Source organism: Streptomyces sp. Edi2, assembly GCF_040253635.1.
GTDB lineage: Bacteria > Actinomycetota > Actinomycetes > Streptomycetales > Streptomycetaceae > Streptomyces.
Map to the genome: position 1 here is coordinate 972,053 of NZ_JBEJGX010000003.1, position 25,929 is coordinate 997,981.

The following is a 25,929-nucleotide window of genomic DNA, read 5'->3' on the forward strand; positions in this document are numbered from 1 at the left end:
TGAGCTCAGCAGCCGAGGGTAATCGACGGCGAGGAGCGCTCGAGCCACTCCACCACAGTCACCGCGGACTCCCCCGCGCCTGAAGCACGCCGCCCCGGGCGCGGCACGCCGGCGCCACCGCCCGCCCCGGCATGCCCGCACCCCGCCTCGAAACCCGCGACAACCACAGCGAGGCAATCCCACGAACGACTGAAACATGCCGTTCGAGCGCCCACTTCACCCCGCAATCAAGGCCGCATCTGCCCTCGATCGCCGAATAGAACATTCATCCACGATCTGCCCCTTCGTCACCCGTTACGGGGAGCGCAACGGGCCGTTCTTTAGAGCACCTGTACCCATCACCGTTTCGTGGAGAAGCCGTGAATCATGCGCTCGTCCTCAAGCATCCCCCGGTTCGGTTCGAACGACGACAGCCCATGCCCCCGGCCACCGGGCTGCCCAAGCGTGCAGTTGACGCCTCTGTTCGCCGTGCACTGCGCTCATCCCGTCCCGATACGTGGTGGTGGGCATGAGTGCGGACGAAGCAGCCGCGGGCCCGTCACCGCGGCAGCGCGCGGACCTGCCCGGCCCCCGTCAGGAGCCGCTGGGCCTTCCGCCGGCAGCTGCGCCCACCGCGCCGGGGGACGGTGATGTCGCCGACGAGCTCGAAGAGGCGTACTGGTCGGTCTACGACGGCGCCGCGGCCAAGTCGACGGTCGGCGAAGTCCTGGTGCGGCTGCCGCGCATCGTGGGACAGATCGGCCGGCTGGCGTGGCAGGCCGACCGCTCGGCCACGCTTGCCGTCGTCGTACTGCAGCTGCTCTCCGCGGCCATGGCGGCCTTCGGGCTGGTCGCCTCGGTAGGCGTGCTGCGGGAGCTGTTCGGCCACGGGCCGACGCCGGACAAGGTCCGCAGCGCGGTGCCGCAGATCCTGCTCGTGGTGGGCTTCCTGTCCGCACGGGCGCTCCTTGAGGCCGGCGTCGCCGTCGCGCAGGCACGGGTGACGCCGAAGATCCGCACCGCACTGGAATGCGACTTCCTGCGGCTGACCGCACATGTGCGGCTGGAGGTCGTCGACGATGCCGACTGGCACGACGACGCCTACCGCGCCTCCGACCGCGGCCTGTTCTACGCCCGTCAGATCGTCGGCCAGGTCGTCACCCTGGCCTCCACCCTCCTCGGGCTGATCGGCACAGCCGGCGTCCTCACCTCGCTGCACCCCGCTCTGCTCCCCCTGCTCCTGCTGTCCGTCCTGCCGGTGGGTGCCGCCGCCGTACGCACCGCGCGGGCCCGGTTCCACAGCTTCAAGCGGTGGAACGCCCTCCAGCGCCGGGTACGGGTCTTCTCCTGGCTGCTGCTGGAACGTGACGCCGCCGCCGAACTGCGCTCCGACACCGCCCAGAACGCCATCCTGGACGAGCACCGCCGGCTCACCGCCCGGATCGCCGAGGAGGACACCCACCTCGGCGTGAGTTCCGCCGTACTGACGCTGGCCGGCCGTGCCGTGGGCGGCCTCGGGACCGGTGTCACCTATGCCGCGCTGGGAGCCATGCTGATCGCCGGGTGGCTGCCCCTCGCCGCCGGCGCCGGCGCCGTCCTGGCCATCCAGACCGGGCAGACCGCGCTCACGCGCTTCGTGGACGTGGCACACCTGGTCTACGAGCACGCCATGTGGGTCGACGACCTCCTGACCTTCCAGGAACGCTGCCGTGGACTGCAACCCCGTCGGCGGGCACTGTCCGCCCCCGCCACCGTCGCCGCCCTCACCCTGGAGGACGTCGGCTTCACCTACCCCGGCAAGGAGACGCCCGCCCTCAGCGGTGTCTCGATGACGCTGCGCGCCGGAGAGACGGTCGCCTTCGTGGGCGTCAACGGCTCCGGGAAAAGCACCTGTTCACGGCTGATCGCCGGACTGTACGAGGCAGGTGAAGGCACCGTGCGCTGGGACGGGGTGGACGTGCGGGACATGGACTCCGAGTCGCTACAAGCGCGCGTCGCGACCGTGCTGCAGGACCCGGTGCACTTCCCCTTCAGCGCCCTGGCGAACCTCACGGTCTCCCGCGGCACGCTCACCGAGACCGACCCCCAGCGGGCGTTGGACGCGGCGCGGGCCTCGGGAGCCGAGCAGGTCATCGCCGGTCTGCCGGGCACCTGGCAGGCGGTGCTGTCCAAACGGTTCCGGGGCGGCCAGGAGCTGTCGGCCGGGCAGTGGGCGAAGATCGCCGTCGCACGCGGGCTGTACAAGAACGCCCCCGTACTCCTGCTCGACGAACCGACCGCGAGTATGGACCCGAAGGCCGAACACGCCGTCTACCAGGCGGTATTGCGGGACAAGGCCCGGTCCGACCAGATCACCGTACTCATCTCGCACCGGCTGGCGAGCGTCGTCGAATGCGACCGGATCTTCGTCTTCGACGGCGGCCGGATCACCGAAGCCGGCTCACACCAGCAACTCATGGCCCTCGGTGGCGACTACGCCCAGATGTTCACCCTCCAGGCAGCCGGCTACCAGGGGGCCGTGTCCGCCCCGTCCGACTCCGGACCGAGGACGGTACATCCGTGACCGAACAATCCGCACCGACCGACGCGGCCCTGCCCCACCAGTTGCCGCAGGCGAACGCATCGACGCTGATCTACAACGGGGCCGGCGCATACCTACTGCACCTGCGGGACGACATCCCTGGCATCTGGGAGCCAGGAGCGTGGTCCCTGCTCGGCGGCGGACGCGAACCGGGCGACCGTTCCCTGGAGGAGACCGCCAGACGAGAGCTGCGCGAGGAGGCCGGTCTGGAGCTCCCCGACCTCGCCCCCTTCGCCGTGGAGCAAGCCCGGGGCAGCGATGGCGGGATTGTCCCCATCCAGATCTTCACCGGCCGTTGGGAGGGCGACCCTGCGACGTTGAACCTGACCGAAGGCATCATGCTGCACTGGTTCCGGCCAGAGGTCATGCCGCGTCTGCGGATGGCCCCCTCGACCCGCAACCTCATCCGCCGCCACGCCGAACTGCTCCGCCGCAACGGCCTGGAAACCGCGGCCCAGGGGGGCGCCCGTAATAGCAGCCCGGTCGACCGGCCCAGCCCCCTTTCACCACCTCCGGAGGCGGAAGAACCGTTCTCGGCCGCCGACCGCCCTTCCCCTGGGGAGACAACATGAGTGGCACGTGGCTGCCTCCTGAGCAGTACATCGCGACCTTGCCCAAAGCCACCGTCTACGACTGTCTGTTCGTCACCGACGAGGCCGACCGCCCGATCCAGCTGCGCGCTACGCGCAACCCTGACCTGTGGCAGTGGCCCGGCGGCAACATGGATCCGGGCCAAACGCCCTGGCAGTGCGCGCTCCGCGAGTGCATTGAAGAGACGGGCCTGCGCATCGCCGTTGACCCCCGCCTGCTGGCTGTTCACTTCCTGCCCCCACTCGGGCAGTGGACCACCCACAAGATCGGCTTCATCTTCGACGGCGGCCGACTGGCCCAGCAGCAGATCAACAGCATCGTCCTGGACCCCGAAGAACACACCGAGGTCGCTGTCAAGTCATTGGACGTGTGGCAGAAGGAGATGTCCCCGCACTCCTTCGCCCGGCTCGATGCGGTCGCCCAGGCCCGCGGCACCGGCACGGTGTGCTATCTGGAGCAGACCACCTTGCCTTAGCCGTAACGGGGAGCGGGACGACGCAGCGTGCCGCCCCGCTATCTCGCCAACAGCACGTCGGCCGGCAACGCCAGACAGGCATGCAGGGCGCCAGGCCAGACGGGGCGTGTTCGTCGGCGAATGGGCTGTGGTGCTCGTCCGCCTGGGCTCGGTCACAGCAGGTGCTGTGACCGAAGGTCCGCCACGTACTTGGTGATCAGGTCCTGCGACAGATGGGGGATGTCGTTTTCCTTGTTGAGGGCGGCGGCCCGTACTCCCGCGCGGAATTGGTCCGCCGGCAGGGCAGACCCGGACAGCGGCTTCTCCGGCCTGGCGAAGGCGTGCAGCAGGGGGAGCAGCGAATGTTGCCGCTGGCGGTCGGGCAGGCCGCGCAGGGCGGTCCCGAAGCGGTCGAGCCACTCGTCGTAGTCGTGGATGCGCGTCAGGGGGTGTCCGGCTGCCACCAGCCAGTCGACGAACGTGTCGAGTGAGATTCCGTCCTCATGCGGGTTTACGACGTTGAAGGTCCGGTACCCCTTCCGCGCCTTATCGCCCAGCGAGGCGATGGCCTGTGCTGTGAAATCCACGGGGAGTGCGTCGTAGTGCCCGCTGCCGTCGCCGGTGCCCCGGGCGTAGAAACTGCCTGGGGCGATTCCTGTTGCCAGCAGGCTCAGCACGAGGCGGGTGAAGACGTCCGGGATGTTCAGCTGACCCCGGTAGCGTGGGTGGGCGAGGATCAGGTTGGAGCGGAACACGGTGACTGGCAGTCCGAACGTGTCGTGCGCCTCGCGCAGCAGCACCTCGCCCGCCCACTTGCTGGCTGCGTACCCGTTCGCGTAGCTGCTGTCGAGGTCGCGCGCCCCACAGACCGTACGGATGTCCGCCGCCTCATCGGCCGCCGCCTCGGACCCGGAGACGACGGTGACCGTCGACAGGTAGGTGAACTGCTTGATCCGGGAGGTGACCGCGAGTCTGACCAGTTCGGCCGTACCCAGCACGTTGGGGCCGAACAGCTGGTCGTACGGCAGGACATGGTTGACGAGTGCCGCCGGGTGAACGATCAGGTCCACGGTGTCGGCCAGACGCTGCCAGGTCTCCTTGTCGAGCCCGAGGTCGGCTTCCCCGATGTTGCCGGCGACCACCTCCAGGTGTTCGGCGGCAAGGTCGTGGTAGTGCCGGAGGAGTTCCGGGGCGCCGCTGTCGAAGGCCGCGTCGAGCCGTGCCCGGGCCAGCTCGTCGGTGCGGCCACGGACCACGCACACCAGCGTGCCACCGCGCTCCGCGACCCGCTCCAGCCATTCGAGACACAGGAAGCGGCCCAGATAGCCGTTGGCACCGGTCAGCAGGACGGTCCGTGCCGCGGGCAGCGGACCGGTCGGCCTGCCGCTCCTCGTCATGGTCTCCGTGTCGAGGAACGCCTCCAGCGTCAGGTCGTCCGCCACGAGCCGCGTCGCGCTCGGTCCGTGGACGCTGTCGGCGGTCGGGCGCTGGTGCCCCGACGCAAGGACCTTCTCGATGTGGTCGGCCACCTGCTGGAGCGTGTGGACCGGATTGACGATGACACTGACCGGGACGTCGACGTGGAAGATTTCCTTCAGCAGCTGGGAGAACGACAGCGCGGAGAGGCTGTCACCGCCGAGTTCGAGGAAACGGGTGCCGGGTTTCACGTCGCCCTGGTGGTGTCCGAGAAGCGCTCGGGCCGCCCGGATCACGGTTCCCCGTACGGGCCGGGACGGGCCGGCCTGGCGCAGTGCCTGGAGTTCGTCGGTCTCGCGCTCGGTCAGCTCGGTGTACAGCGCTTCAAGGCGCTCGCCGTAGCGCTTCGTCAACGCGGGGCGCAGCAGCTTGCGCATTCCGGAGAGCAGCCCGTTCTGCCGGCTGAACGGCTCGGTCTCGATGAGGAAGTCCCGTGGGACCTCGTATGAGTTGAGGCCCGCCTCGGTGGCGAGGCGTTGCAGGGACTCGCGCAGGATCGACCTGAGGTGCTGGGTGTCCTCGCCGGCGCGGTGGAGGGCGTCCTGTGTGGGCACGATGACCGCGAGCAGGTAGGCACGAGCACTGTTGCCGTACACGAAGACCTGTCGGACGACCGGACTGCCGGTGAAGAGGGCTTCCAGACGGGAAGTGGCCACGAACTCGCCCTGGGACAGCTTGAGGACGTGGGAGCGGCGGTCGACGTACACCAACTCGTCGGGACCGGTGCGGGCCATGATGTCGCCCGTGCGGTAGAAGCCGTCCTCGTCGAAGACCTCGGCGGTGGCATCCGGTCGCTGGAAGTAGCCGGGAACGAGCCGGTCGGACTTGATCAGCAGCTCGCCCCGGGGGTGCGGCGAGTCGGTGCCGAAGTATCCCAGCTCGGGCACGTCCGCCAGTTTGTGGTCGGTCACCGGCGGCCGCAGGACCCGGCCGTCGAGCGAGAGAATGCCGGCTTCCGTCGATCCGTAACCGTCGAGCATCTTGACGTCCAAGCAGCTCTCGACGAACGTCCTCATCTCCGCGCTCAGCGGGGCCGAGGCGCTGACGGCCCACAGCAGGCGGCCGCCCAGGGTTTTCTCCCGCAGCTCCTCCTTCACGCGGTCCGCCTGCGCGGCCGCGTCGCCTTCCACCTCGTTCCGGCGGGTCAACTCACTCTGGTGGCGCCGGAAGAGCATGTCGCAGATGCGGGGCACCATGAGGAACTCGGTGGGGCGGACCAGGGAGAGGTCCTCGAAGAGGGTCGACAGGTCGCTCGCCGCCACGAAGTAGGCGATGCCCCCCTTGGCGAGCGTGCCGAACAGCACACCCCGTCCCACCATGTGGCTCAGGGGCATGTAGTTGAGCACGATCGACGGCCGCATCTCCTGGCCAGGCACGAAGTCGACCCAGAACTGCCGGACAAGACGCTCGGTGTACATGGCGCCCTTGGGGGTGCCCGTACTTCCCGAGGTGTAGATCAGCGCGCTGAGCGCGTCGGCTGCCGTTGCTTCGGGGCTCGGAGGAGCCGACGGCAGAGTCCTTCCTCGTTCGATGAGGGACGCCAGCGTGTCCAGGGTGACGCTTCGGCCCTGCGCCGCGAGTTGGCCGCGCGCGGAGTCCAGCTTCTCGCGATGGGTCGTGATCTCTGGATGGTGGCCGAGAACGACGATCCTGCGCAGCGATGGGGCATCTGCCGCGACCTGGAGCGCGACCTCGAGGTGGGCCACGTCCACCGCGAGCAGGCGCGGTCCGGTCTGCGCGACGATGGGGACCAGGTGCTCCGCCGAGGCCCCGGCCTGGAGCGGAACGCTCACCGCACCGGAACGGACGCAGGCCAGATCCACGATGGTGAGCTCGGCGCTCGTGGGACCGAGAACCGTGACGAAGTCACCCGGGCCCACGGCATGGTCGGGGTGGTGTCGCCACTCGGTGGCCACCGAGCCCACACGTTCCCACAGTTCGCCGTAGGTGATCGTGTCGAACCGCTCCAGGAGGCGCAGCGTGGTGCGGCCCGTATGCGGGTCGGTGACCGGCTCCGTGACACGCTCGCCGAGGGCGGGGCGGTCCGCGTACCCCTCCATCACCGTGGCCACGAGGTCGGCGAGCGGTAGGCCCGGCTGCCGGATCGCCTCGGTGACGGCGTCCAGGGGCGCGGCGGCGCGGAACTGCGGATCTGTCGCGTACAGGTGAGCGCTGCGCTGAGCGGTACGTGCGCTGAACTTGTCAGTTGGGGGCTGTAAGCCGGTCATGGGTGGTCTCCTCTGTGGCCTTGAAGGCCCGTTCATCTGGAGGGATCTTCACTTTTCGGGGTGGGAGGTGAGGGGGTGGCACAGAGCCTGGAGGGGCGGGGGCCGGGCGCATGGCTCTGGCTCGGGCGAACGGGGGTGTGGAGCGACGCGTCGAGGTCGCCGTCAATGACCTCGCCACCTTGTGGCGCGTCCGCAATCCAGGCCGAGCTGATCCTTTGGGCCGTAGTGGAGCGCTGACCCGCCGGGCAGTGCGGCCTGTCGCTGGTGGGCGATCGGCTGCCGAAGGGGCCGGTAGCCGCCGGCACTGGTAGTGCATGCTTATCTGTGGGAGGAACAACGCAGTTGGCGGTTTCGCTCTGCGCCGGGTCCGGCACCTGCAATGGCAAGGCTGGGGACAACCAGGGCCATGGGCGGAAGTGTCCAGCCGCTCGTGGTGTCGTGTGCAGGATGCCGAGGAGGAGGGACTGTCCGCCGCTACGAGGGAGCCGATGGACAGCGCCATGCCGCCGGCGCGGCAGCTTCGCTGTGGCTACCGGCGTGTTCGCTCTGAAAGGTCAGCGCGAGGACGAGGCCCGGCCGCAGCCGATCGTTGGTCGTGATGGCCTCGGGTGAGCAGGGGCAGGACACTGCCGGCTGTCAGGCCACCAGAGGCGACGCCGCGGCGGACGGACGTCAGCAGTGGGAGGGCGCTCGGCAGCCCGCCCCAGCTCTATGTCGGCCGGCGGTCTGCAGGTGGAGCGGTGACGGGATAACGAAGATGACTGCCGATTCACTGTCCCTCCGTCACGCGTGGTGCCTCGGCCTCGTGGTCGCGGGTGAGCTGGACGATCGCAGCCGCCGCGTCACGGGCGCCGCTCTCGTCCTGGGCCTCGATCGCGTTGACGAGTCGCCTGTGCAGGCCGGCATGCTCCTCGGCGCCGGCGGCGTCCCAGGGGAGGCCCCCCAGGGCGGAGGTGAGAGCCGTACCGAGGTAGTCGTACACCTCGACCAGGAGGTCGTTTCCGCTCGCCCGGACTACGGCCCGGTGGAACAATGCGTCGACACTGCCGGCCGTGGACATGTCTTCACCGGCGCAGGCAGCGTCGGCGTCGGCCAGCAGCTCTCGCAGTTGGTGCAGTTGGTCCGCGCTGCGACGCAGCGCGGCGGCCCCTGAGGCGTACTCCTCGAGGACGGTGCGCAGTTCGAGCACGTTGTCCCGCTGTACGGAACTCGCTCGCCGCACCATGACCGACTCGAGTTCACTTGACGCACGGACGTAGGTGCCGTCCCCGATGCGGGCTTCCAACAGGCCCAGATGCACGAGCGCGCCGAGTGCCTCCCGCAGCGTGCTGCGCCCGACCCCGAGCTCCTCGATGAGGGCCGCCTCCGGCGGGATTCGCGTCCCCACCGGCCATCCACCTGTCTCAATGTGCGAGCGGAGACTGTCCACGAGCTGCGAGGACAGGCTTGCCGTCCTCCGCGGTGTACTGATGGGTTTCATGGAGACAGCATACAGACAAACATCAGACATTTGAATACCGGATCGCCGACCGGCGGCCGAAACAGGTTTTTTGCGGGACGGTACTGCCTGCTCACCCATCGCCTTCGGGTCTGTTCGAGTCCCTTCGTGGGGCGGCATCGAGGATCGGGGAGTTCTGTTCCCCTCCTGGCGGGCGGGCGGCGGTGCGAGCGGATTCGGGAGCAAGCGGGCGTCCGCTCAGGGCAGTTGCGCCGGTTGCGGCGGCCGTTGCTTACGGATCATCGGGTCGTTGGTCCGGGTCTGGCGTTGACTGACATGCAAGGGGCGCGGATTGAGCCGTTGTTGCCAGACCGGACACCGAAGCGGGGCGGGCGGTGGCGTGATCACCGGCAGGTGATCGACGCGATCGCGTTCAAGTACCGCACGGGCACGCCGTGGCCGGACCTCCCACCGGAATTCGGCTCGTGGAAGGGCGCCTACAGCCGCCTGCGGATGTGGGCGATCGACGGCACCTGGCAGCGCGTCTTCGCCGCCCTGCTCGCCCAAGCCGACACCGCGGAAGACCTGGACTGGGTCGTCGCGGTCGACTCCGCCATCGTCCGTGCCCATCAGCACGCCGCCGGGGCCCGTCAAAAGGGGCACCGGACAGCGAGCCGCACGGCCACGCCCTCGGCCCGTCCCGCGGCGGACTGACGACGAAGATCCACCTCGCCGCAGACGGCCGGTGCCGGCCCCTGGCCTTCCACCTCACCGCCGGACAAGCCGGCGACGCCCCCGCGTTCACCCAGCTCATGACCGTGATCCGGGTGGAACGGCCCCGAGGAAGGCCACGGACCAGGGGGTGCCTGCCCGCAGTGCTGTGGAGAACATTTTTTCAGTTGATGCGGGGGCCGCGGGCCGCAGCCCCCGAGCAAATCGGCAGGGCTACCTCGGGCTGATCGTGACCCTGTAAGTGGCTTTGGCCCTGCCGTGGGTGTTCACGGTGACGGTCTGGCCGTGGTCGTTCCAACTGGCCTTGCTGCCTTGGATATCGACGCGGTAGCCGCCCGGGTACGTGTCCCTGGGCACGGTGATCCGGGTGGGCCCCCCTGCGTTGTCGCGGGTGCGGAAGGTGAGCGTGTAGGTGCGGGTAGCCGGGTCGTACGCGAACTTGAGCGGGTCGCCCGCGACGGCAGGCGCGTACGGCTGGACGAGCAGTTGGGCGTTGGGCTTCGCGGCGCCCGTCTGGTCGAGGAAGCAGTAGCCGCCGCCCCGGCACCACTGCCACCACGTCCAGCCACTGGAGAAGCGGTCCAGGGAGGCCGTCATGTCGGTGACGAACTGGCTCGCGTGCGGAACGTACGGGTTGCCGCCCCACTCCCCCACGATCACCGGCATGCGGTGACGGGTCGGGTAGTCGCTGATCGCGGCCTCGAAGGCCGGGATGAAGGTGCCGTTGGGGTCGTAGTCGGCGCCGGTTTCCATCCCGGTCTCGTAGAAGTGCGGCGCGTAGCCGGCGTGCGGGTCGTCGATGTGGCCCAGCTGGGTGGGGACGCCGAGACCGACGATGACGGTGGGTTCGACGAATACCCATGACCTGCGGTCGACCAGGCGGATCGCATGGGCAAGGCGGTTCCACAGCTCGGTGAGTTCCGTGGCCTCGAAGCGGGCCGCGGCGGTGGGAAGGTCTTCGCCTTCGAGGAACTTCGCGAACGGCTCGTTCATCAGGTCGTAGCCGAGCAGCGCCGGGTGCCTGCCCAGGGCGGAGGCGACCGTCATCCACATGCGAGCGTGGGCGGCGCGGAGGTCGGCGTCCTTGTACAGGTGGTCGAAGGCGGTCTGTACGGATGGCTCGAAGTACTCGGAGAACCAGTCGTCGGGTATCGGAGTGAACGGCAGCCCCTCGTCGCGGGTGGCCCAGTCGGGGACGCCGCGGGAGCCGAAGTGGGGTCCGTATACGTCCTGGTGGGCGTCGAGGATGACCTTGATGTGGTAGCGGTCGGCCCAGTCGAGGATGCGGCGCATTTTGGTGAGGTAGCCGCGGCCGTAGTGCCCGGGGGTGGGTTCGAGGTCGTCCCAGAAGAACGCGAGGCGCGCGAGGTTGAAGCCCCGGGCGGCCATGTCTTTGAGGTCGCTCTCGTGGATGTCGGCGAATGCGTGGGCGCCTCGGCTGTTCTTGTCGGCGAGGTTGAAGCCGCGCCACTGGAGCGCGCGGCCTTGGCCGTCGGCGATGAAGGTGCGGTCACCGACCGTGACCCGGTCGGAGGCGCGGCCGGGGACCCGGTCGGGGGCGCGGTCAGGGTGGGCCTGGGCCTGTGCGGGGAGGACGCCGAGCAGGAGGGCGGCCACGGCGAGGGCGGCGGAGGCGACGCGGGAGGTCAAGCGCATGCAGGAGACCCTTTCGAGGATGGCTGCTTGTGCGGCGTGCTCCTGGCCGGTCGGATGCTACTGGCGGGTGGGTTAAGTTCACAGGCCAGAGGCGGAAGATCTCGCTCGCGCGGATCCGCGCCGGTCCGCGCCGGTCCGCGACGTGACGCTGTATCCCACCCGCCGCCACCGCGCCGACGGCCACGCCTGCCGCTAGGGCGCGTATCGAGTCGTGATCAATCTGCGGGAAGCGTTCTCACCGCGTGGCTTGGGTCGGCAGACCTCTTGCATCACGCGGGTGCAAATGGCATATCAAGCAGGGGAGTTCGCTGAGCTGTGGCCTCCGACGCTGTTCGGGTCGGCCGGACGCGGTGGCCAGAACAAGCCGCCTTGGCTCGCGGTAGCCACGCCCACCTGCGTAAACGCCGCACCTCGGACGCTGAGGGCAGGGATCGACGCGGAAGCAGCCTGAGTAGAGTGGCCTTTGATCGATCATTTATAAGCCCAGCTCTAAGGACCGGAACATGGTGGAACAGGGAGAGCGGCAGCGGGTGACTGTGGTCACCGGCGGCAGCCGGGGCATCGGCGCGGCGATCTGCCTGCGGCTGGCAGCCGAGGGACACGATGTCGCCATCGGCTACCGGTCGGATGCCGAGGCGGCCGAGGGCGTGGCCGCAGGGGTGCGCGCGCTGGGCCGGGCGGCCGTCGCGGTCGCGGTCGACACCGCCGAGGCGGCGGACGTGGATCGCCTGTTCGATACTGCCGCCGCGCAGCTGGGACCGGTCACCGGGCTGGTGAACAACGCCGGGGTGAGCGGGCCGGTCGGACCACTGGCCAGCGCAGACCCGGAAGGGATGCGACAGGCTCTGGAAGTCAACATCCTGGGCTACCTGTTGTGCGCCCGCCGGGCCATCGGCGACATGACGGCGGGCGGGGCGATCGTGAACATCTCCTCCGCCGCCGCGACCCTCGGCAGCCCCGGCACCTACGTCCACTACGCGGCGGCGAAGGCCGCCGTGGACGCCATGGCGGTCGGGTTGTCCAAGGAGGTGGCGGCCGACGGCATCCGGGTCAACTGCGTCGCCCCTGGCACGATCTGGACCGACTTCCACGCCGACCCGCAGCGGCCCGCCAAGATCGCGGAGATCGTCCCCATGGGCCGCGCCGGCCAGCCCGAGGAGATCGCCGGAGCGGTCGCCTGGCTGCTCTCGGACGACGCCTCCTACGCCACCGGCACGGTGATGAGGATCGCCGGCGGGATGTGAGCACAGGCGGCTCCGCCACCTCAGGGCAAGAGCGACGCCCTGGTCCCGGCGGCGGGCGGCGACCAAGGCGCGGTGCGTCTTTCAGTGGCGATCAAGGAGTGGACCCTATGAGATCCCTGATCCAGATCGTCGAGGCACGGAGGTAGAGCCCGGCCAGGTAGCTGCCCGGGGTCTTGTCGTAGCGCGTGGCGATGCCTCGCCACGCCTTCAACCTGTTGATCGCACGCTCGACCGTGTTCCGCTCCTTGTAGAGGTCGGCGTCGTGGCTGACGGGCCGGCCACCTCTGGAGCCCTTCTGCTTCCGATTGGCGGCCTGGTCCCGCTTCTCCGGGATGACCGCCTTGATGCGGCGTTTACGCAGGTGGGCGCGGTTCCCGCGGGACGCATACGCCTTGTCCCCGGCGACCGCGTCCGGCCGGGTGCGGGGGCGACCGACGGGCCCGCGCACCCGCACTTTTTCAAGGACGGGGATGAACTGCGGGCTGTCCGCTGCCTGGCCCGCAGTCAGGATGAATGCCAGGGGGCGGCACTTGCGGTCGGCAGCGAGGTGGACCTTGCTGGTCTGCCCACCCCGGGAGCGTCCGAGGAGGGCGGCCTTCAGCCGGAGTTTGTGCCGGCGTCGGATGCGTCGCCGCTTTTCCCGAGCGGAATCGTCTTCGGTGACCCGCCCGCTTTGTTCTTCGAGGGAGCCCCCTTTGACCTGGCCTTCTCCTCTTCGGCCGCGGCCTTCTCCAGGGCGGTGACGAAGCCCTCATCGAGGTGCATTCCGGCCGCGTCGTGGTGGGCCCGCGCGGTGGTGGAGTCCACGCTGACCAGGGACAGGTCTACCTCGCCCCGCTTCGCGGCTTCGGCGATCAGGTCCTCCAGCAGTGCCTCGAACACGCCGGCGTCACGCCACTGCCGGAAGCGGTTGTGGACGGTCGACCAGGCACCGAACTCGGTCGGCATCTCCCGCCACTGCCCGCCCGTCCTGAACCGCCAGATCACGCCCTCGAACTGCTGCCGCAGCCGCTCGGGGTACGGACCGCACTCCCCGATCGGCAGGTGCGGCTCGATGAACTTCCACTCCTGATCTGTGAGTTGCACTCGCGTCATGCAAGAAGGTCTACCGATCCAGTCCCTGTGGTGAGGTCGATTCCCGCAGATTGATCACGACTCGATACGCGCCCTAATCCGCGGCCATCCACCCGCGTCACCGACCACGCGAGATGCCGTTCCCAAACAAGACGCTCTTCCAGCGAACTCCGCTAACCGGTCGTGCCGCCGGCCCCTACCTCTTGGCCAACCTGGCCTCGATGATGCCGATGGTGTTCCGGGCCCGGGCGCCCACGTCGTCACCGGACTTGGCATGGTCGCGGAGTACCGGCAGCGCAGGTTCAGCGGCGACGCCCATGAAGCCCAGGTTGTTCAGCGCCCCCTGTGGATCGTGCGGGATCTGTTCGACCAATGCGCGCCACGCGCCGTCCGCGTCACCGGTGATCCGCCACAGCGCGTAGGCCGCGGCCACCCGCGCTTCGGCCGCCTCCGTCGCGCCGTCACGCAGACCACGCAGGGCAGCGGCGGCGAGCTGCGCCCGCGGGCCCAACTGACCTAGCTGGCCACAGGCGTTGACGTCGAAACGCAGGCCACGGCGGCTCCCGGTACGAAGGCTGTGGCCTCGCCGCGCGAGGACGTCCAGCAGCAGGCGCACCACTTCGTCGTCCGCCGACACGCCGACTCCGCTCAGCGCCCCGATGCCGGACAGCCGGAGCTCCGGGTCCGTTCCGGTGGCGACCCGCCGCAGGGCCGACCTCGCCGGCTCGTCGGACAGCCCGTACCGGCGCAGGAACAGGCAGGACTGGTGTGCCGCCGCCAGATCGTGATGGTCGGGGTGGTCGGTGGCTTCGATGCGTCGGCGCAGCCGCTCCAGCGTGCCGATGACCTGAGGGACGGCCTGACCGCCGCCGCGCCATCCATAGGTTTCGGTCAGCAGCGAGCAGACCTCGGCGGACGAGATCTCCTCGGCGAGCCGCTCCTGGAGGTGCGGCCATACCTGGTCGGCCAGGCCCTTGGCCGACCGCAACAGCCCAGAGGGGAGGGTGCCCTGACGGATCCGTTGCTGTATCAGCGGCAGGCACCGGGGGTCGCCCTCCTTCGTGAGAATCGCCAGCGCCTTCTCGAACACAGCGGGGTCGGGGACGGGGGCACGCAGAATCGTGGCCAAGGCATCGCGGTAGCCGTCGTGAAGGTGCAGGTGGAAGGTCGCGACGGCAGCGCGTCGCACTTCGGGATCAGGATGGCCGAGCAGACCCGCGACCGCCGATGCATGACCCGCACAACCCTCGCGGTCCTTGGCGAACAGCCGGTCAGCAGCCTCGACGAGTACGGGAGCCGTGGCGGCGTCGAGGCGGCCGTCCGACAGGCCGGGGAGCATCCGGGTCAGCCAGCGGGAGCGCAGCGCGGGGGTGGGGTGGAGCCAGGTGTCGACACAGTCCACGGGGCCGCGCGGCGCCGGCCCGCTCCATTCCGGGTCGCACCATGCCAGCTCCGCCAGCGCAGCCCCGGCCTCACCGGCATATCGGGCGAGCGCCTCGGCCGCTTCGTCGATCACCGCATCATCGGTTTCCCGGACCGGCGGCAGGAGCAAGCCCAACGCCGCCCCGAACGCGCCGGCCGGTTCCCCTGTCAGGCGGTGGCGCAGATAGTCGCGTACCTGCGGGGTATCCGTGTACCGCCCGAGCGCCAGCGACAGCCCGAGCCTGACCGGCGCGTCGGGGTCGTTCTCGCTGTGCGCGCGCAGCTCGGGGACGATGTCGTCGGGAAGGGCGTCCGTGTAGGCCAACACCACGGCAAGGATGCGGCGCACCGTGGGGTCCGGGTGGGACAGCTGCCGGAGGAGTACGGGCAGCCCCGCGCTGACGGCCAGTGACAACTGCTCCGCCCAGTGACCGGCAAGGAAGAAGCCTTGGGCATCGGGGACCGTGCCCAGCTCCGCTTTCAGCGCTTCCAGCGCCGCTCCGCTGCGGCTGCCCGGCTCGTCGAGTTCGACATCGAAGTCCCGGTAGATGACGGAGTGCCAGTCGAAAGCGACGGTGTCGGCACCCGATCCGTCACCTGCTCCCGTCCGGCTCGAAGCGTCAGTAGCCCCCGGGCCTGTCGTATCGGGAGACACGGGGCCCGGCCCGTCGGCTGATGAGTTCATCAGCGGACTCTAACGAGGGAAGCCCCTGTGAACGCCGCCGAGTTCGCCGGCGACCATGCGGAGCCCGAACGGTGCAGGGCGCTCCGCATGACAGTTCCCCCGGCCCCGATGCGCCGGACACATTCCAGCGCTGTGATTGCCACTCTGACCGACTCCCGGCCCATATGGCCCCCGTGGATCCGGAGGCAGCCCACTGGACAGTCGTGCCTCGCGTCGGCCTGACGTACCCTCCTGCCTTCCGCCGGACGGCGGAGGTGCACCGGCCTGTGGTGCGATGTGGCGATACGGGTGCTGGCGGCACCGTGGTGAGTGGCCGGAGGTTTCCCGGCCGACGGACCTGAAGAGGGTCCGCTCGATGCCCTTCCCGTTGGAGGAAGCAATGCTCCGCACCCGCGTCCGGCGCCCTTATCTCGTCACCGCCACGACCCTCATCATCGGCGCGACGACCGCCCTCGCCCTGGGCACCACGGGCGCGGCCACCGCGTCCGAGTCAACTGCCGGATCCCCCGCCGGGACCGGGGCACATTCCGCCGCGCGACGCACCGTCGAAGAACCGCTGCTCAAGGGATCGGCCAAGCTCAAGCGCCGGCCGGGCGACAACGTCCATTTCACCTTTGATGCCCATGGATTCGGCGACAAGGCACGCGGCACCTTCTACGCCAGCCATCACGTCGGCAAGCAGTGGGGCGGCTACTTCAAGGGCCGCATCGACTGCCTGGTGACCGGCGGTCCGGTGGCCGTCGCCACCGGCATCGTGGAGGAGTCGCATTTCCAGGGCGCACCGGGCATGCCGGAAATCGGTGACCTGAAGGGCAAGCGATTCGGCTTCACCGTGCTGGATGACGGCAAGAAGGACCGGCTGGGCTATAGCTGGGCCATGGATGGCCTGCCGAAGAACAGCGTAGGCAAATGCCTGGGTTCCGCCCCGTTCGAGACCCTGGAAAAGGGCGACTACACGGTCCACCACTGGATGCCGCCACGTGAGCCCGCCAAGCACTGAGTATTGGCCCCTTGCCCTGGCTATTGGCCGACCGGTTCCGCGTATCCCCAGCCGCAGATAACCCCACTCTGCGCACCGGTTCCGAGCAAGGCGTACGAGGCCAGGCAGACACCCAGCCGTAGAATCGGGGCGGCCTGTCGTGGCCAGGAGGCCCGTCTCGGCTGAGGAGAGCGGTATGAATCCAGTGGTGGTGACGTCCGCGGGGAAGGTGCGAGGGACCAGCAGGGACGGGATCTCGTGCTTCCAGGGGATCCCCTTCGCCGCGTCGCCCGTGGGTCCGCTGAGGTTCCGGCCCCCCACTGCGCCTCCGGCGTGGGACGGGATCCGCGACGCTCTCGCCTTCGGGGCCGCGCCGCCGCAGCTGGCCCCGGCACCCGGCGCCCCGGCCATGTGGCGGCCCGGCGACGGGCTGGACTGCCTGACGGTGAACGTGTGGACCCCTGACCCCGGTGCGGCCAACTTGCCGGTCATGGTGTGGATCTACGGGGGCCTGTGGAAGCACGGCTCGGCGAGCATGCCCCACTACGACGCCACCACGCTCGCCGGCTCCGGAGTCGTCGTGGTGACCTTCAACTACCGGGTCGGCTTCGAGGGCTTCGGGCACCTGCCCGGAGTGCCGGACAACCGAGGGCTGCACGACCAGATCGCCGCCCTCCAGTGGGTCCGGGACAACATCGGGGCCTTCGGCGGCGACAGCGGCAACGTGACCGTTTTCGGACAGTCCGCCGGCGCCGCCTCCGCCGTCCTGCTGATGGCCGCTCCCGCGGCGCGGGGCCTGTTCCGGCGTGCGATCGCCCAGAGCATCCCGGCGGGGGCCCGGACCCGGACCGAGGCAGCGACGGTCACGGCCACGATCGCGCAGGCCGCAGGCGTCCCGGCGACGTGGGACGGGCTGGCAGGCCTGCCGCCCGAGGCGCTCTTGGCGGTCCAGGACGCGCCGCTTCACACCCGCGAGGACGGATTCAGCGCCTTCGGTCCCGTCATCGACGACGACCTGGTGACCGGGCAGCCCTGGGCCGCCCTCGAAACCGGCGCGGGCCACGACGTCGACCTGGTCTGCGGCTTCACCCACGACGAGTACCGGGGCCAGGGCCCGGCCCCGGCGGCGGGAGCCGACCTGAGGCTGGTCGCCGAGGCGGTCGGCCTGGGCAAAGAGGCGGCCGCCTCCTACCGCCGGGCCCACCCCGGGCTCACCGACACCGAGCTGTTCACGGTGATGCTGTCCGACGCCCTCGTACGGATGCCGACCACCCGGGTCGCCCGGTCCCACGCACGTGCAGGCGGCCCCACCTGGCTGTACGACTTCACCTGGCAAGGCCCCACTCTGGGCGCCGCCCACGGCATCGACGTCCCGTTCACCTTCGGCAACGCCACCAGCCGTTACGCCGCCCGCTTCCTGGGTTCACCCCCGCCCTCCGACTTCGCCGACCTGTCCGGCCGGTTGCGCACTGCCTGGACCTCGTTCGCCGCAACCGGCGACCCGGGCTGGCCGCGCTTCACTCCGGACCGCTCGACCACCAGAGTCTGGAACCTCCCACCCGCTGACACCTGCTACCCGCTGGAAGCGTCCCGGCAGATCTGGGAAAGCTCCGTCTCCGCATAGCGGCTTCATTACGCACGACGCCGGAAGAGCGATCACGGCCCCATCCGTCGGGCTCCTCGCAGCCTGACGCGGCGTGCTCGGGGCGACGGATCGTAGAGGTGTGCGAGGCTGACGCGATGTCGCTCTCTCCCGCCCCCGCGGAGCCGATAACGCCCGATCCGGTGAACGAGATTCCGGACACGCTGCTCACCCAGTCCTGGCTCGATCTGTCGTTCCTGCACTGGGCCGCCGACCCTGCGGACGTGGCGCCGCTGCTGCCGGCCGGGACCGTGCCGGACACCTACGACGGGCTCACCTACATCGGCCTGGTGGCGTTCCGGATGCACCGGGTGGGCTGGTTCAGGGGGCCGGGTATCCCGTACCTCGGCACCTTTCCGGAGACCAACGTGCGGCTCTACTCGGTGGACCGGCACGGCCGACGCGGCGTGGTGTTCCGCTCGTTGGAGGCCTCGCGGCTGCTCCCGGTGGCCGTCGCCCGCAGCGCCTTCCGGATGCCCTACATGTGGGCCAAGATGGCGATCCACCGTGACGCGGACGCGAACACCATCAGCTACACCAGCAGCCGACGCTGGCCGGGGCCGCGCGGGGCGCGCTGTCGGATCGCGGTGCACATCGGCGAGCGGATCGAGGAGCCGACCGCCCTCGAACACTTCCTGACCGCCCGCTGGGGCATGCACAACGCCTTCTTCGGCCGACCGGTGTATCTGCCCAATATCCACCCGCGCTGGCCACTGCATCGGGCCGAACTCCTGCACTGTGAGGATGAGTTGGTGGCCGCCGCCGGGCTGCCGTCGCCGGTCGGCCCGCCGGTGAGCGTGCTGTACTCCCCCGGCGTGCCGGTTCGCTTCGGCCGCCCTGCCCGCCCGGGCGGTCTGCCCACCCCCTGAGCCCGCGCAGCGCGGCGGTCGAATGGCGCCTTGGAGTCTGCGGAAGGTTCGTTGGAGAGCATCGCCACCATGCGACCACAGCCCAGGCACGCGAACCAAGTTGTGCACAGTCTTCGAGATGCCTTCGCCGAGGACGCCGAAGCCGGAGTCAAGCCGTGCCCGAGCGCTCGTTCAGTTGAAGATGGCATGTCGAACCTTTCCTGCAACACCCCAGAGGCTCCCCGCGCAGGCGGAGGTGAACCGATACGCCGGCGCCGTGCGGCTTCCAGGGCGTCAGGCTCTCCGCGCAGGCGGAGATAGGTCTGAGCCGGCCGGGGCAACCGGCTCACAACTGCCGGTCGCCCGTCGGTGGCGCAGGCGAGGTGCCGGTACCAACGCCGGCACTTGCGCCACTCACATCAACCGCCCGCCAACGCGCTTCGGATGCGACGCACCGGACGGGTGATGGCGAAGCGCACCAGACACGGCCGATGCTCCCGGTCGTGTCCGCCTATGCCTGAGTGGCCCCGAGCATTCGCTCGACATGTCGCTTTCCGGCCTCCCGCATGTCCGCCAATGACCGGTTCACGCCTGGTCGGGAACAGTCGCCACTGCGAGGCTCAGGGCCCACAGAAGGCCCTATGCCGCATAAATTGCCTTTTTGGGAAAGGAATCCGCATGCGCGTCAGACTCGTCACGGCCGCCGTGGCTCTCTCCGTTGCACTGGGTGGCACCGTCCTCGCCGCACCCGCCGCTCAGGCCGCTGCGCACCGGCCCGCCGTGGCATCGGTGGCCAAGGCGGCCGCACCCGGCTTCAACGTCGGCGGGATCTGGACCCTGTACCAGAGCAATGGGTGGAACGCGACGCTCTCCGTGACCCAGGACGCCCAGGGGAACCTCACCGGCATCGCCAGGACGGGAAGTGCGACGACGGGCACCATCGAGCAGGGGTTCGTGGACGGTTCCTATGTCTCCTTCGTCGTCGCCTGGAACAACGGCACGAAGGGCCGCTACATAGGCTCCCGCGGCGCTGACGGCCGCCTCACCGGAATCTCCTCCCAGGTGGGAAATCCCTCCAACCAGGCGACGTGGTACACCACTTGGACATTCTGACGGCCCATATCTCTCCTGTGTGGCCCCGGTGCAGGCATACCGCGGCCACACCCCGTCCGCCGCCTGACGCCGCGTCGGGCAAGCGGGACACCGGAACACGCCACACAGCACCCCACGGGACGCTTCCGCGGGGTCGTGCGCGGGGGTAGGTCACCAGCTCACCAGCTCACGCTGATTCACCTTCGAGGCCGACTGCTACCCCTACCGCACTAACCCGCGCTGCGAGGCGGTAGCCACTGTGTGATCCGGTTGAACAAGTCCGTCAGCGGCTTACCGACTTCCTGACCGAACTCCGTCAGTCCGTAGGTGACTTGGGGTGGCGTCGTCGGCTCGACCTCCCGCCAGACCAGGCCGTCCTTGACCAGCGCGCGCAGGGTCTGCGCGAGCATCTTTTCGCTGATGCCCTGGATGCTGTCGCGCAGCTCGTAGAACCGAAGGTCGTTGCTCCGCAAGGAGATCAGCACCCAGATGCCCCACCTGCTGGTCACGTGGTCGACCACGTCCCGCGCGGGGCAGTCGGTGTGAAACACCTCATACCGACGGCCCGTCTCGGCCTGCGTCAGCTGCGCGCCTTCCTTCATGTCCGGAGCTTACCTCCAGGTATGTTCTTACGAAAAGTAAGCCTTGCTCCTAACGTCAACCGCCGTAGTGCACAACGGACTAGGAGCTGAAAATGATCGTGGTGACCGGGGCTACCGGGAACGTGGGCCGGCCTTTGACGCGAGCCCTGACCGAAGCGGGCGAGCAGGTGACAGCGGTGTCGCGGCACACGGCGGCGGTGCCGGACGGCGTCCGGCACGTGGCTGCCGACTTGACTGATCCGGCGGGCCTCACACCCGCGTTGGACGGGGCGAAGGCGCTGTTCCTCCTGCTGTCCGGCGACCTGCACGCCCCCGGAGCCAGACCGGCCGACATCATCGGCCTGGCCCAGGCCAGTGGGGTCCGCCGGATCGTCCTGCTGTCTTCGCAGGGCGTGGCGACCAGGCCGCTCGGCCCGACGCGGGTCGCGATGCGGGCGCTGGAGGATGCGTTGCGGGACTCCGGCCTGGACTGGGCCGTCCTGCGGCCGGGCGGCTTCGCCTCCAACGCCTTGGCCTGGGCGGAGTCCGTCCGCACACAAGGGGCGGTCGCGGCACCCTTCGGCGACGTCGGGGTGCCGGTCGTCGACCCGGCGGACATCGCCGAGGTCGCGGCGGCCTGCCTGCTGGACGACCGGCACACCGGCGGGGTGTACGAGCTGACCGGGCCAGAGGTGATCACGCCGCGCCGGCAGACAGAGGCCATCGCCGCCGCGCTCGGCTCGCCGGTGCGGTTCCACGAACTCACCCGCGACGAGGCCAAGGCCGCGATGACCCAGTTCGTGCCGGCGGAACTCGCCGACGACACCCTGGACATCATCGCCGCCCCGAACCCGGCCGAACTGCGGATCAGCCCGGACGTGGAAAGAGTCCTCGGCCGTGCCCCGCACCCCTTCAACAGCTGGGTTGCGCGCAACATCGCCGCTTTCCGCTGAGGCATAACGCGACCGCAACCGCATGGGGCACCCCGTGCGGTTGCGGTCGCACGAGGCGCCCACCTCTCCAGTGCCGCCTGCCGCCTGCCGCCGTCGTCGGCGCGCGGGGCGCCGGGCCGCGCAGGCCCTCAGGCCAGGCCCTACGGAACAGACTGCCGCGGGGCCGGCCACGCAGCGCCGCACACCGTCGACCGCACCGAGACCACGGATCCATCAGGAGCTTACTGCCGCTCTTGCCGCGGCCACGAAAGCGGCGATCGCCGGGTGAGTACCGCCGCCGGCGCGGAAGGCGACCTTCGAGCGACGGAACAGCGGCAGCTTGGTCAACACCACGCCTGCGGGGCTCTGTGCAGTGGCCGTTTCCGGTACGAATCCGGCGCCTTGCCCGGTGGCGGCCAGGGCCAGCACGGTGCGGAAATCGTTGACCTGGTGGCGAATTCTTGGCTGGAACCCGGCCGCCTGGCAGGCGCGTACGGCCATCGCATGACCGGTGGTGCCGTCCCGTGCGGTGATCCACGGGGTCTCGGCATAGGGTCCGAGCAGCTCTGCCAGCGTGTCGTTGCCGCTGGTGTCCTTGGTCGCGGTATCGCTGACCAGGAACATCGGTTCTTCCAGTATGGGCACCTCGTCCACTGTGGTGTCCGGTGACGCGGGTACGAAGTCGTAGTCGTGGACGAGGGCCACGTCGAGTTCGCCGGCTCTCAGGCAGTCGGAGACGCGGGCGGAGTCGATTTCCTGCACCATCGGTTCGAGCGCGGGATGCCGTTGGGTCAGCTCGGCCAGCGTGGCGGGCACGATGGTGTGGCCGCCGGAGGGGAAGGTCCCGATGCGTAGCGGCCCGCCGATGCCGTCCCGCGCGCCGGCCAGTTCGGCGACCGCGAGCTCGAGGCGCTGCAGTACGGCGTCGGCGTGTGCGACGAGGGACCGGCCTGCGGGTGTGAGGATCACGCGCCTGCCGCTGCGTTCCAGCAAGGGCACGCCTGCCTCGCGTTCCAGCACGCCCAGCTGCTGGGAGACCGCGGATGCGGTGAAGGTCAGCGCTTCGGCCACGGCGGCAATGGTGCCTCGCCGGTCCAGTTCGCGAAGCAGGTGAAGACGACGAACATCAAGCATAAGCTCAGCTTAGGCATAGAGGTAGAAATCAGAAATGGATCTACCGGGTAGGTGTGAGCCAGGGTGGGACCATGAAGCCCAATCCGACCTTCAACGGCCTGTACGTCCCTTTGGTGACTCCCTTCACCGACGACCTGCGCCTGGCCCCCGATGCACTGGCCCGACTCGCTGACGAGGCGCTTTCGGCCGGCGCCTCCGGACTCGTCGCCCTCGGCACCACCGCGGAATCAGCCACGTTGACCGCCGAGGAGAAGCAGACCGTGGTGCGCATCTGCTCGGCCGCCTGCCGAGCACACGGCGCCCCACTGATCGTCGGGGTCGGCACCAATGACACCGCCGCCGCCATCACATCGCTGCGACAGCTGGCGGCCGCCGGCGACGTAGCCGCGGCGCTGGTTCCCGCGCCGCCCTACATCCGGCCCGGTGAAGCGGGGACACTGGCGCATTTCACCGCGCTGGCCGAACACGGCGGCATGCCGCTGATCGTGTACGACATCCCCTACCGCACGGGACAGACTCTCGGCGTCGGCACGATCGCAGCACTCGGCCGCCTACCAGGAATCGTCGGGATCAAGCACGCGACCGGCGCGATCGACGCGACCACGGTGGAGTTGCTCGGCAGTCCCCCGCCCGGCTTCGCCGTGCTCGGCGGCGACGACGTCGTCCTGTCACCGCTCGTCGCGGCGGGCGCCCACGGCGGCATCGTCGCATCGGCCAATGTGCGCACCGCCGACTACGCCGAACTGATCTCGTTGTGGCGTAGCGGCTCCGGTGCACCGGCACGCAGACTCGGAGCCGAGCTGGCCCGGTTGTCCGGTGCCCTGTTCGCCGAACCGAACCCGACAGTGATCAAGGGAGTACTGCACGCCCAGGAACGCATTCCCAGCCCGGCCGTCCGGCTGCCGTTGCTGGCCGCCGCCACCGGGACGGTCGACCGGGCGGCGCTCCTGGCCGGCAGCCGTGCCCGCCACGCGTCCCCGGCCTGACGTCAGACCAAGAGGCTCGTGCGGCTGGGGCAGCATGGCCGGTCACTCCAGCCGCTGCTGGTGAGAGGTGGTTTATCGGTTGTCAGCACATGCCGCGCAGGCGGTTGAGCGTGCGACAGCCGTCTGTCACCAACCTTTCCGGTCAGCACACCAGCACACCTAGGGCGGCCACCACACCGGATAGTAAGCGGGTCACGCTCGCGGGATCGAGCCCCGCCGCATGGCGGTCGACGAACGGACCGGAACCGCGTACGCCACCGACTTCGCCAACAACCGGATCATCGAGATCGCCCCGCGCGCCAAGAGCCCGCGCCTGATCCCGACGGGTGGCAGCCCTCTCTCGGTCGCCCTGTCCCAGGACGGCCGCACCGCCTACTCCGCCGACCAGGCAGCCGGCACCCTCTCGGTGATCAACCTTCGTCAGGGTGCCGTCACCAGGACCGTGCCAACCGGTGCGGGCGCGAAGTCCGTGGCCACCGATCCGCGCTCGGGCCGGGTCCTGGTCGCCAATCGCACCACGGCCACCGTCACGGTCGTCGACCCCCGCAAGGGCACCGTCGTCGGCAGCCTGACCACCGGCGCCCACACCAACCACGTCCACGTCGCTCACGGCGCGGCGTTCGTGGCCGCCAAGTCGGGCTCCGGCCCCGAGGGCCAAGACCTCCTGCACCGATTCCCTCTCGGGCCCTGACACCCCACCACGGCGGCTCGGTCCGGAGCCGCACCGCGTCCCGGCATCCGTACAGCCAATGAAGAGCCGCCGAGACGGAGTGCGCGCGGCGAGGGCAGAGCATCTGACGCCGCCGCGGCGTCAGATGCGCCGGGGATTGCCTGATCCACCGGGGATGACAGGAAACCCTCAGCCCAGAGCGCATGTCCAGATCACGGGGTGCGGGGCCCCGGCGCCGCCGTATGGGTCGCCGTCGTAGGCCCAACCCCCCGCCCTGGCCTCGTCATTGACGGCCTCGGCACCGGCCGGGCCGTCGGGGGTGAGGCTGGGGAGGGCTCGAACGGGGCCGGAGCCCGGCCAGATCTGGGCCTGGTCGATGGGGGTCATCGGCGGGATCCCGTACGGGAACATCGCGGTGCCGACGGCCACGCCGCTGCTGGGGCTGATGTCGTTGAGCCAGCCCTTGCCCTCGTGAGCGGGGAGCCCCGGGATCTGGACGCCGTCCTTGGTGTAGGGGGCGTCCCAGTACGTCTCGGCAGCCAGGTCCTGGTGGTCATAGGTGCGTTCACCGACGACGCGTCCGTGGTTGTCGATGGCGGACGGATACCAGTCCGTGTCGGTGTTGATCTCGACGGGCTTGAGATCCCGTCCCGGACCTGTGGTGCCACCGGGCCAGACCAGTCCGACGCTGCCGCTCATCTCGCTCACGCCGTCCCAGTACCAGGAGTATCCGATCACCGTTCCACGGGAGTTGATGCCGCGTACGCGTACACGGGTGTGCCCGGGTTTGACGGTGAGGGTCCGGGCGATGGTGGCGCCGGTCCAGAGGTAGGCGGTGTCCGAACTGTCATTGCCGCCCGCGACGGTCCCGAGGTCGTTGACATCGGCGGCATAGGTGCCGCCGGGGAGGATGCGTACGGCCGAGGCACCGGCCCGGTAGCTGAAGGCGGCGACACCCACCGGGCCCTGGATGCTGCCCACCATGAGACCGCGGCGGTTGACCGCGGCGACCGAGCCGCTGTCGTACCCGGACGGCAGCGGGACGCGGTGCACGGCGCTTCCCGTCCAGTAGGCGGGCAGCCCGGCGGACCGGCCGACGGACAGGCCACCGGTGCCGAAGTCGTTGACGCTCTCGCTGCCCCAGGACGCGGCGCCAGCGCCCGGAAGCCGGTCGAGGACATGAACGGCAGGGGTGCAGCGGGAGGCCGGTCCGGCGCCTTCCGCGGCGGTCGCCGGAAGCGCTGTGGTCAGCAGCGCTCCCAGCGCGAGTGCGGCGGCAGACACGGCTCTGCTGCGGCCTGGTCTCATGGAGGAGCCCCCTTCGTCGCGACGGGTCGGCCCCGTCGGCCGCTCATCTTCGGCCGCCGATACCGACGGACGGGTATGTTCCGCGCGCAATGGCTTGATTGCGCCGGACCAAGGACTGTCCTGCCCTGTCCTTCCCTGTCCTGTCGTCCCCGGTGGATCAGCGTGTGGCGTCAGGTGAAGACCGTCTCCGGTGCGTT

At 69.7% G+C, this 25,929-nt stretch carries 18 protein-coding genes and 2 pseudogenes; 12 read left to right on the plus strand and 8 right to left on the minus strand.

The window, feature by feature from the left end; translation table 11 throughout:
- Positions 1–508: 508 nt before the first annotated feature.
- From ABR737_RS07695 to ABR737_RS07705, 3 genes are read left to right on the plus strand one after another with little or no spacing between them, the layout of a single operon-like run.
- Positions 509–2,542, plus strand: a complete 2,034-nt coding sequence (locus ABR737_RS07695) for an ABC transporter ATP-binding protein (RefSeq protein ID WP_350249432.1) — start codon at positions 509–511, stop codon at positions 2,540–2,542.
- On the plus strand, positions 2,539–3,132 hold the full coding sequence (locus ABR737_RS07700; protein WP_350249433.1) for an NUDIX domain-containing protein: 594 nt from the start codon (positions 2,539–2,541) through the stop codon (positions 3,130–3,132). Before ABR737_RS07695 ends, ABR737_RS07700 begins: the two co-directional genes overlap by 4 nt.
- Complete coding sequence (locus ABR737_RS07705; RefSeq protein ID WP_350249434.1) at positions 3,129–3,626, plus strand: NUDIX domain-containing protein; 498 nt, start codon at positions 3,129–3,131, stop codon at positions 3,624–3,626. Before ABR737_RS07700 ends, ABR737_RS07705 begins: the two co-directional genes overlap by 4 nt.
- A gap of 152 nt (positions 3,627–3,778) precedes the next feature.
- Here ABR737_RS07705 and car read toward each other — a convergent pair whose 3' ends face one another.
- Together car and ABR737_RS07715 are read right to left on the minus strand one after the other, a co-directional pair.
- Positions 3,779–7,309, minus strand: coding sequence for a carboxylic acid reductase (gene car / locus ABR737_RS07710; RefSeq protein WP_350249435.1), 3,531 nt, complete (start codon positions 7,307–7,309; stop codon positions 3,779–3,781).
- A gap of 769 nt (positions 7,310–8,078) precedes the next feature.
- Positions 8,079–8,819, minus strand: a complete 741-nt coding sequence (locus ABR737_RS07715; protein WP_350249436.1) for a FadR/GntR family transcriptional regulator — start codon at positions 8,817–8,819, stop codon at positions 8,079–8,081.
- A gap of 264 nt (positions 8,820–9,083) precedes the next feature.
- Here ABR737_RS07715 and ABR737_RS07720 point away from each other — a divergent pair.
- Positions 9,084–9,607: pseudogene (locus ABR737_RS07720) on the plus strand (IS5 family transposase); the annotation flags it as partial.
- An 85-nt stretch (positions 9,608–9,692) separates the two neighbouring features.
- Here the strand turns inward: ABR737_RS07720 and ABR737_RS07725 are convergent.
- Positions 9,693–11,135: a cellulase family glycosylhydrolase gene (locus ABR737_RS07725; RefSeq protein ID WP_350249437.1), complete on the minus strand. Its 1,443-nt coding sequence runs from the start codon at positions 11,133–11,135 to the stop codon at positions 9,693–9,695.
- A gap of 503 nt (positions 11,136–11,638) precedes the next feature.
- Between ABR737_RS07725 and ABR737_RS07730 the strand changes: the two genes are divergently transcribed.
- Complete coding sequence (locus tag ABR737_RS07730) at positions 11,639–12,379, plus strand: SDR family NAD(P)-dependent oxidoreductase (RefSeq protein WP_330316719.1); 741 nt, start codon at positions 11,639–11,641, stop codon at positions 12,377–12,379.
- A gap of 91 nt (positions 12,380–12,470) precedes the next feature.
- Here the strand turns inward: ABR737_RS07730 and ABR737_RS07735 are convergent.
- Both ABR737_RS07735 and ABR737_RS07740 read right to left on the minus strand, forming a co-directional pair.
- Positions 12,471–13,474 (minus strand): annotated as a pseudogene (locus ABR737_RS07735) (IS5 family transposase).
- Positions 13,475–13,649: 175 nt separating this feature from the next.
- Positions 13,650–15,560, minus strand: a complete 1,911-nt coding sequence (locus ABR737_RS07740; protein WP_350249438.1) for a HEAT repeat domain-containing protein — start codon at positions 15,558–15,560, stop codon at positions 13,650–13,652.
- 379 nt (positions 15,561–15,939) lie between these two features.
- Here ABR737_RS07740 and ABR737_RS07745 point away from each other — a divergent pair, with 379 nt between their 5' ends.
- The 4 genes from ABR737_RS07745 (at position 15,940) to ABR737_RS07760 (ending at position 20,142) form a co-directional block, all read left to right on the plus strand.
- Positions 15,940–16,560 carry a hypothetical protein gene (locus ABR737_RS07745; RefSeq protein WP_350249439.1) on the plus strand — a complete coding sequence of 207 codons (621 nt, stop codon included), beginning with the start codon at positions 15,940–15,942 and terminating at the stop codon, positions 16,558–16,560.
- Positions 16,561–16,735: 175 nt separating this feature from the next.
- Entirely contained in the window at positions 16,736–18,163 is a 1,428-nt protein-coding gene (locus ABR737_RS07750) for a carboxylesterase/lipase family protein (protein WP_350249440.1), read from the plus strand.
- Between the two features lie 116 nt (positions 18,164–18,279).
- Entirely contained in the window at positions 18,280–19,050 is a 771-nt protein-coding gene (locus ABR737_RS07755; RefSeq protein ID WP_350249441.1) for a YqjF family protein, read from the plus strand.
- A 657-nt stretch (positions 19,051–19,707) separates the two neighbouring features.
- Positions 19,708–20,142, plus strand: a complete 435-nt coding sequence (locus ABR737_RS07760) for a hypothetical protein (RefSeq protein WP_350249442.1) — start codon at positions 19,708–19,710, stop codon at positions 20,140–20,142.
- 209 nt (positions 20,143–20,351) lie between these two features.
- Here the strand turns inward: ABR737_RS07760 and ABR737_RS07765 are convergent, their stop codons facing one another.
- Positions 20,352–20,723: a winged helix-turn-helix transcriptional regulator gene (locus tag ABR737_RS07765; RefSeq protein WP_350249443.1), complete on the minus strand. Its 372-nt coding sequence runs from the start codon at positions 20,721–20,723 to the stop codon at positions 20,352–20,354.
- Between the two features lie 92 nt (positions 20,724–20,815).
- Between ABR737_RS07765 and ABR737_RS07770 the strand changes: the two genes are divergently transcribed.
- On the plus strand, positions 20,816–21,655 hold the full coding sequence (locus tag ABR737_RS07770) for an SDR family oxidoreductase (RefSeq protein WP_350249444.1): 840 nt from the start codon (positions 20,816–20,818) through the stop codon (positions 21,653–21,655).
- 213 nt (positions 21,656–21,868) lie between these two features.
- On the opposite strand, the gene ABR737_RS07775 is transcribed toward ABR737_RS07770, so the two are convergent.
- Positions 21,869–22,768: a LysR family transcriptional regulator gene (locus ABR737_RS07775; RefSeq protein WP_350249445.1), complete on the minus strand. Its 900-nt coding sequence runs from the start codon at positions 22,766–22,768 to the stop codon at positions 21,869–21,871.
- Between the two features lie 71 nt (positions 22,769–22,839).
- On the opposite strand from ABR737_RS07775, the gene ABR737_RS07780 reads away from it, so the two are divergent.
- A complete protein-coding gene (locus ABR737_RS07780) occupies positions 22,840–23,754 on the plus strand; it encodes a 4-hydroxy-tetrahydrodipicolinate synthase family protein (protein ID WP_350249446.1) in 915 nt (304 codons plus the stop codon).
- A 220-nt stretch (positions 23,755–23,974) separates the two neighbouring features.
- Positions 23,975–24,445: a YncE family protein gene (locus tag ABR737_RS07785; protein WP_350249447.1), complete on the plus strand. Its 471-nt coding sequence runs from the start codon at positions 23,975–23,977 to the stop codon at positions 24,443–24,445.
- Positions 24,446–24,613: 168 nt separating this feature from the next.
- On the opposite strand, the gene ABR737_RS07790 is transcribed toward ABR737_RS07785, so the two are convergent.
- A complete protein-coding gene (locus tag ABR737_RS07790) occupies positions 24,614–25,708 on the minus strand; it encodes a hypothetical protein (RefSeq protein ID WP_350249448.1) in 1,095 nt (364 codons plus the stop codon).
- Between the last annotated feature and the right edge of the window lie 221 nt (positions 25,709–25,929).

Excerpts from the sequence above, each read along its gene's own strand:
- ABR737_RS07785 (WP_350249447.1), top strand. The coding sequence starts at position 23,975 with ATGGCGGTCGACGAACGGACCGGAACCGCGTACGCCACCGACTTCGCC.
- ABR737_RS07745 (WP_350249439.1), top strand. The coding sequence starts at position 15,940 with ATGCTCCGCACCCGCGTCCGGCGCCCTTATCTCGTCACCGCCACGACC.
- ABR737_RS07760 (WP_350249442.1), top strand. The coding sequence starts at position 19,708 with ATGCGCGTCAGACTCGTCACGGCCGCCGTGGCTCTCTCCGTTGCACTG.
- ABR737_RS07770 (WP_350249444.1), top strand. The coding sequence starts at position 20,816 with ATGATCGTGGTGACCGGGGCTACCGGGAACGTGGGCCGGCCTTTGACG.
- ABR737_RS07780 (WP_350249446.1), top strand. The coding sequence starts at position 22,840 with ATGAAGCCCAATCCGACCTTCAACGGCCTGTACGTCCCTTTGGTGACT.
- ABR737_RS07775 (WP_350249445.1), bottom strand. The coding sequence starts at position 22,768 with ATGCTTGATGTTCGTCGTCTTCACCTGCTTCGCGAACTGGACCGGCGA.
- ABR737_RS07755 (WP_350249441.1), top strand. The coding sequence starts at position 18,280 with ATGTCGCTCTCTCCCGCCCCCGCGGAGCCGATAACGCCCGATCCGGTG.
- ABR737_RS07740 (WP_350249438.1), bottom strand. The coding sequence starts at position 15,560 with ATGAACTCATCAGCCGACGGGCCGGGCCCCGTGTCTCCCGATACGACA.
- ABR737_RS07765 (WP_350249443.1), bottom strand. The coding sequence starts at position 20,723 with ATGAAGGAAGGCGCGCAGCTGACGCAGGCCGAGACGGGCCGTCGGTAT.
- ABR737_RS07715 (WP_350249436.1), bottom strand. The coding sequence starts at position 8,819 with ATGTCTGATGTTTGTCTGTATGCTGTCTCCATGAAACCCATCAGTACA.
- ABR737_RS07725 (WP_350249437.1), bottom strand. The coding sequence starts at position 11,135 with ATGCGCTTGACCTCCCGCGTCGCCTCCGCCGCCCTCGCCGTGGCCGCC.
- ABR737_RS07750 (WP_350249440.1), top strand. The coding sequence starts at position 16,736 with ATGAATCCAGTGGTGGTGACGTCCGCGGGGAAGGTGCGAGGGACCAGC.
- ABR737_RS07730 (WP_330316719.1), top strand. The coding sequence starts at position 11,639 with ATGGTGGAACAGGGAGAGCGGCAGCGGGTGACTGTGGTCACCGGCGGC.
- ABR737_RS07695 (WP_350249432.1), top strand. The coding sequence starts at position 509 with ATGAGTGCGGACGAAGCAGCCGCGGGCCCGTCACCGCGGCAGCGCGCG.
- ABR737_RS07705 (WP_350249434.1), top strand. The coding sequence starts at position 3,129 with ATGAGTGGCACGTGGCTGCCTCCTGAGCAGTACATCGCGACCTTGCCC.
- car (WP_350249435.1), bottom strand. The coding sequence starts at position 7,309 with ATGACCGGCTTACAGCCCCCAACTGACAAGTTCAGCGCACGTACCGCT.